This window comes from Candidatus Benthicola sp., assembly GCF_058719085.1.
On record NZ_JBZQEK010000047.1, the window covers coordinates 1 to 6,205 of the forward strand.

The 6,205-nt window shown below is 66.8% G+C and carries 5 protein-coding genes; all 5 read left to right on the top strand.

Annotation, left to right across the window (positions count from 1 at the left end; translation table 11 throughout):
* A partial coding sequence (locus AC36XV_RS03435) for a TrkA C-terminal domain-containing protein (protein WP_492202275.1) occupies positions 1-1,296 on the top strand: 1,296 nt, incomplete at its 5' end.
* A 148-nt stretch (positions 1,297-1,444) separates the two neighbouring features.
* Positions 1,445-3,175 (top strand): multicopper oxidase family protein, encoded by a 1,731-nt coding sequence (locus AC36XV_RS03440; protein ID WP_492202276.1) that lies wholly within the window; start codon positions 1,445-1,447, stop codon positions 3,173-3,175.
* A 35-nt stretch (positions 3,176-3,210) separates the two neighbouring features.
* Complete coding sequence (locus AC36XV_RS03445; protein WP_492202277.1) at positions 3,211-4,590, top strand: LVIVD repeat-containing protein; 1,380 nt, start codon at positions 3,211-3,213, stop codon at positions 4,588-4,590.
* Positions 4,591-4,612: 22 nt separating this feature from the next.
* The gene (locus AC36XV_RS03450; protein ID WP_492202278.1) at positions 4,613-5,197 is read left to right on the top strand and encodes a hypothetical protein; all 585 of its coding nucleotides are present in this window, start codon (positions 4,613-4,615) and stop codon (positions 5,195-5,197) included.
* A gap of 123 nt (positions 5,198-5,320) precedes the next feature.
* Positions 5,321-6,136, top strand: a complete 816-nt coding sequence (locus AC36XV_RS03455) for a neuromedin U (protein ID WP_492202279.1) — start codon at positions 5,321-5,323, stop codon at positions 6,134-6,136.
* The last annotated feature ends 69 nt before the right edge of the window (positions 6,137-6,205 follow it).

The window sequence follows — 6,205 nt, forward strand, 5'->3', positions numbered from 1 at the left end:
ATCGCCGGCCTGGCGGCGGCGGGAAACGCCGGCATTCTGGCCGCCTCGCGGTATCCCCTGGCCATGGGACGAGATCGTCTGATCCCGGGAACGTTCGGCCGGCTGAACCGAGCCGGCACTCCCGTGGTCGCGCTGCTCGTCACCGGCGGGCTGATGGCCGCGGCGATCCTCACCCTGGACGTCGAGGGGGTCGCGAAGCTGGCCAGCACCTTCCTACTCCTCATCTTCGCGCTCGTCAACCTGGCCGTGATCGTGATGAGGGAGAGCGGGATCGAGGCGTACGATCCCGGGTTCCGATCCCCCGGCTATCCCGGCGTGCAGGCGATCGGCCTGCTCGCTCCCGCGATTCTCATCGCCGCCCTCGGGTTCTGGCCGATCGTGTTCGCCATCGGTCTCGTGAGCGTGTGTCTCGCCTGGTACTACTACTACGCCCGGGATCGCGTGGTACGAAGCGGCGCCCTGCTTCACTGGTTCGAGCGTCTCGGACAGGGCCGGTTCGACGGTCTCGACCCGGAGCTTCGCAGCATCCTGAAGGAAAAGGGCGTCCGGGCCGAGGACGCGTTCGATGAAGTCATCGCCCGCGCCTTCACGCTGGACCTGGGTCCGGGCGAGACCTTCCAGTCGGCGACCCGCCAGGCAGCGGCCCGATTGTCCCAGCGCCTCCCGGTCAGCGCCGAGCACCTCGCCGAGGGATTCCTGCACGGCACCCGCACCGGCGCGACCCCGGTGTCGCGGGGGACGGCCCTGCCTCACCTGCGCATCGCCGGCGCATCGGGACCGGAAATGGTCCTCGTCCGGTCCGTGACGGGGCTGTCGGTGGAGGTCGGCGATCAGTTCACCGACGCACGACACGGGGAATCGCTCCACGCCATCTTCTTCCTCGTCAGCCCGGAGGAAAACCCGGGTCAGCACCTCCGCCTTCTCGCCGGAGTCGCCGGACGGGCCGACGACGACGCGTTCATGGAACGATGGCTCTCGGCGGAGGACCCGGCGAACTTCCGACAGATCCTTCTGCAGGAGGAGCGTTTCCTGACCCTCCTGTTGTCGGACCGGGGTCCCTCCTCCTCTCTCCTCGGACGGGAGCTGAAGTCCGTCGAGTGGCCGAAGGACACCCTCGTGGCCCTGGTGCGAAGGGGCGACGAGGTTCTCATTCCGAGCGGTGCGCTCGTGTTCGAAGTGGGAGACCGCCTCAGCATCGTCGGCGAATCCGAGGGCATCCGGGCGGTTCGGGCTCGCTACACGCGGGTGGCCGAGGTCGAGATTCCGGGCTTCATCAGCGACGACACGAACCCCTGAGCGGAAGTCCGGCTCTCGCCGCGCAGGGACGCACCATCGGAACGCCCGCGTCAGCCCCCGGTAGACACGGTTTGCCCGTTCGTTTACCATGGGCGACCGTCTGGCTCCGAGGCTGACACGACATGATCGAACATCACAGAGGGCGTCGTTGACGCCCGTACATCAAGGCACACGCCGGCGCCGCCCGACGTATCGGGTTCCCGGCTGCCTCTTCGTCGGACTGTCCCTGCTGCTCGCGTCTCCCGCGCCGGCCCAGCAGATGGACCACGCCCACCACGGCGGTGAGGCGGACATCCCGGTCATGCCGTCCGCCTCCATGATCGTCCCGATGATCCGGAACCCGATGCTGCCGGGCGTGAAGAACGCTCGGCCCTCGGTGACCGAGTTCCTGCCGGGCGAGGGGATCGACCCCGCGACCCTCCCGCTGGCCGGCCCGCGGGAGATCGTCGACCTGGAGGACGGGGACACGCTGGCGCTCGAGGCGTCCCTGGTCCGCAAGCGGGTCGCCGGGGAGACCTTCGTGATGTACGCGTTCAACGGCCAGATCCCCGGTCCCCTGATCCGGGTCCGGCAGGGCTCCGAAGTGCACGTGCGGTTCACCAACCGCATCGACCTGGAGACCACGGTGCACTGGCACGGGCTCCGGCTCGACAACCGGTTCGACGGCGTTCCCGGGCTCACCCAGGACCCGGTGCAGCCGGGCGAGACCTTCGACTACACGATCCGGTTCCCCGACGACGGCATCTACTGGTACCACCCGCACGTACGGGAAGACATCCAGCAGGACCTCGGCCTGTACGGCAACATGCTGGTCCGGCCGGACCGCGAGCCCTACGACGACCCGGTGCACTCGGAGCAGGTCCTCACCCTGGACGACATCCTGGTGGAGGGCACCGAGCTGGTTCCGTTCGGGCGGGAAGCCGCCAACTTCGCGATCATGGGCCGGTTCGGGAACGTCCTTCTGGTGAACGGCGAAAAGCGATACGATCTCGAGGCGCGAACCGGCGAGGTCGTCCGCTTCTATCTCACGAACGTATCGAACACGCGCACGTTCAACCTCTCGTTCGGCGGGGCCCCGATGAAGCTCGTCGGGGCGGACATCGGCCGCTTCGAGAAGGAGATGTTCGTGCGCAGCGTCGCCATCGCGCCGGCGCAGCGCTACGTCATCGAGGTGATGTTCGAGGAGCCGGGCACGTTCGTGATCGAGAACCGGATCACGGCGCTCAACCACATGCAGGGAAAGTTCTTCTCCGTGGCCGACACCCTCGGGGCGGTCCACGTCTCCCCGGACGTCGCCGATCCGGACCGGGGCGAGTCGTTCCGCACCCTCCGGGTCGACGAAGAGGTGCGCCGGGAGGTGGATCCGTACCGACCCTACGTCGCTGCGCCGGTGGACCGGGAGCTCCTGCTCACGGTGGACATCCGTGACCTGCCCGTCCAGGTGATGCAGTACATGGCGATCGACACGGTGTATCGCTCGCCCGTCGAGTTCACCGACGTGATGTCGCACATGAACTGGCTCTCCACCTCCAATGAGGTGCGGTGGATTCTCCGGGACGTCGACACGGGCGCCGAGAACATGGACATCGACTGGCGGTTCCGGGTCGGGGACATCGTCAAGATCCGGCTCCACAACGATCCGGAGGCGTTCCACCCGATGAACCACCCCGTACACCTGCATGGACAGCGTTTCCTGGTCCTGTCGAGGGACGGGGTGCCGAACGAGAACCTGGTGTGGAAGGACACGGCGCTTCTCCCGGTCGGCTCGACCGTGGACTTGCTGCTGGAGGTGACCAACCCCGGTCAGTGGATGCTCCACTGTCACATCGCGGAGCACCTGGAGGCCGGGATGATGATGGCCTTCGCCGTCGAGCCGTGAGGCCGGCGGCAAGAACCCATGCATGGAGGATGGGAATGACGAAGAGGAGTGGATGGGTCGGAGCCCTTCTGGCCGTGGGCGTCACGATGACGGCCGCGCCCGCCCTGGTCGCGCAGGGCACGCCGGAGCGGCCCGGCACGGACAACATGGAGGTCCTCGGCCGACACCACGTGGACGACGGACTGGACATCAGCTACACCGACGTGGAGGTCGAACAGGAGCCGGGCCGGCCGTACGTGTACCTCGCCCGGGTGCTCGGCCCCACCAAGGGGATGGACATCGTTTCGATCGAGGACCCGGCGAACCCCGAGCTGCTGTACCAGTGGCGGATCGAGGACCCGGAGCTGCACATCGGGCTCGGCGGCATGGACACGAAGTACTTCAAGCACGAAGGCCGCTATTACGTGATCCAGTCCCTGCAGTTCTTCGGCGGGCCGGATACGGACCTGGGGGCCGTGGTGTTCGATGTGACGGGGCTGCCCGACGCCTCGACCGTCCAGGAAGTGGGCCGCATCCGGGCGCCGGACACGCCGACGGGCTTCCACAACATCTGGGCCTACAAGCATTCCTCGGGGAAGCCGATCCTGGTGGCGACCACCAGCGGACCGCACGCCAACCTGTACGACCTCGAGGCGTTCCTGGACGGTGCGCACGACTACGGTCTGATCGGCCAGGTGCCGTGGCCCTCCACGGCGATGGATTCGCCCTTCGGCTCGATGGTCGGCTACCACGATTTCTACGTCGCGTACGAGCCGGAGTCGGGTCGTGACATCCTGTACGGATCCGGCCTCGACGGATACTACATCTACGACATCACCGATCCCGCGAACCCGGAGCTGATCACCTCGATCGTCGGCGTGATGGGGGTCACTCTGGCACACACGCTGACCGCCACTCCGGACGCTAAGATCGGGGTCGGGCAGACCGAGTACAGGTACTCGCCGATCCGCATTTACGATCTCGACCAGGGGATCCACGGCGGGCAGGAGCGGATTACCTCCGAGATGAGCGCCTGGACCCGGAACTACAAGGCCCTCTCGCACAACAACGAGATGCGGTACCCCTACGTCTTCGTGTCCTCCTACAAGGACGGGATCGACGTCTTCGACATCAGCGACCCGGAGAACCCGGAGGGCGTGGCCTACTACGACACGTACTTCGGTCCCGAGAAGTCGGGACTCGCCAACGACCTCGGGCTGACGACCGGCAACCCGGTGGGCGAGAGCGACTTCAACGGCGCCTTCGGGATCGACGTCCGGAACTACGACGGCCTGGTGGTGGTCAGCGACATGGTGACCGGGCTGTGGCTGATGAAGATGGACGGCTTCGACGGCTGGCACGGCTCGGACTACGGGATGCCCGACATCTCGAGCGTCCAGGACTGGGACCACGGCCCCATGGGCCTGGTGCCGTGAGCCGCTGAAGAGTCGGCGTCTCGTGACTCGCGATCGGATCGGCCGGAGTGGCGGCTTCACGCTTCTCAGCGTGGGGCCGTCGCTCCTGCTGTTCCTCTGGCTGACGGGAGCGACGGAGCCGCAGGTGAGCGTTGACGGGTGGGATGATGGCCGTTCGCGCGCTTCAGCGCCCCATACTGTCGCCGCCTTTCCCGATGAGTTCCCCCTCTTCCCGACGTTCGGGAACGAGGGCGCCGCCGGACGGGCAGCCCTGAAGCAGGTGTGGTCTCCGTTCGGCATCTCCGTGGATGTGGACGGCGACGTGCAATACGAACTCACCGTGACCGTATCCGGGCTACCGACGATCGAGGGCGAGGCCTACCGGGTGTGGCTGACGACCCCGACCCTGGCAGAGATCGTGGACTTCGGGGTCGTCTCGCCGGAGGGCGAGGTACGCGGCTTCAACGATTTCCGGCAACTCATGGTCGTGGTGAGCCGCGAGCCGGCGGACCGGCAGATCGGGCCGGGAGAGCGTTGGGAGGGACCGATCGTCCTCCGCGGCTTTTCGGCCGGCGCCCGGGTGACGCCCCTGGCGCAGCACTCCCTCTTCCAGCCGTCGCCGATGTAGGTCGCAGCGGCACCCTTGTTGCCGTTACGCGTCGGCAAGTAGACCTTCAGGAACCACCACCCGGTGCCCGGGAGGCACGCAGTGTCACCCGGAGACCCATCCTCATTTGGGCGGGAGTGCACGATGCGCAGATTGCTCGCTCTGACGCTGCTGCTGTTGGCCGTTCCGACATTCGTCTCCGCCCAGGAGCCCACGGAAGAGGATGCCAAGGCCAGGGCCACGGAGCTGGCCAAGGCCGCCCAGAACCCGGTGGCCAACATGAACTCCATCCCGGTGCAGGCGAACTGGACCACCGGTGGCGGTCTCGGGGACCAGAGCCAGTCCATCATCAACGTGCAGCCGGTGCTGCCGCTTCCGATCAACGATGACTGGAACCTGGTCTCGCGCACCGTCATACCGGTGGTCAACCTGCCGGGACCGGACGGCGAGCGACTCAAGGGCATCGCCGACATCCAGCAGCAGTTCTACCTGACCCCGGCAAAGGCAGGCAGCCTGGTGTGGGGCGTCGGACCGATCCTCTCGCTCCCGACCTCCACCAATCCGGCGACCGAGACAGGACAGTTCGCCCTCGGCCCCACCTTCGTCGTCCTGAAGCTCGGGAAGAAGTGGGTGTACGGCGGCCTGGTGAACAACCTGTGGCGCATCGCGGGCGGCGAGGACACCGAGGCGATCAACGCCTTCTTCCTCCAGCCGTTCGTCAACTACAACCTCTCGCGCGGCTGGGCCATTTCCACCGCTCCGGCGATCACCGCGAACTGGAACGGCGACAGCGGCCAGCAGTGGACGGTCCCGCTCGGGCTCGGGATCTCCAAGATCACCATGATCGGAAAGCAGGCGATGAACGTGCTCTTGCAGTACTACCACAACGTCGAGCACCCGGACGCGGCCGGTGCCGATGTGATTCGGCTGCAGTTCACGCTACTGTTTCCGAGAGGATAGCGCGCGGGCTGAGAGCCGCGATCGCGCTCGGGGTGCGGGCGCGCGGAGGGTGGTTGCGATCAGTAAGGG

Excerpts from the sequence above, each read along its gene's own strand:
- AC36XV_RS03445 (WP_492202277.1), top strand. The coding sequence starts at position 3,211 with ATGACGAAGAGGAGTGGATGGGTCGGAGCCCTTCTGGCCGTGGGCGTC.
- AC36XV_RS03455 (WP_492202279.1), top strand. The coding sequence starts at position 5,321 with ATGCGCAGATTGCTCGCTCTGACGCTGCTGCTGTTGGCCGTTCCGACA.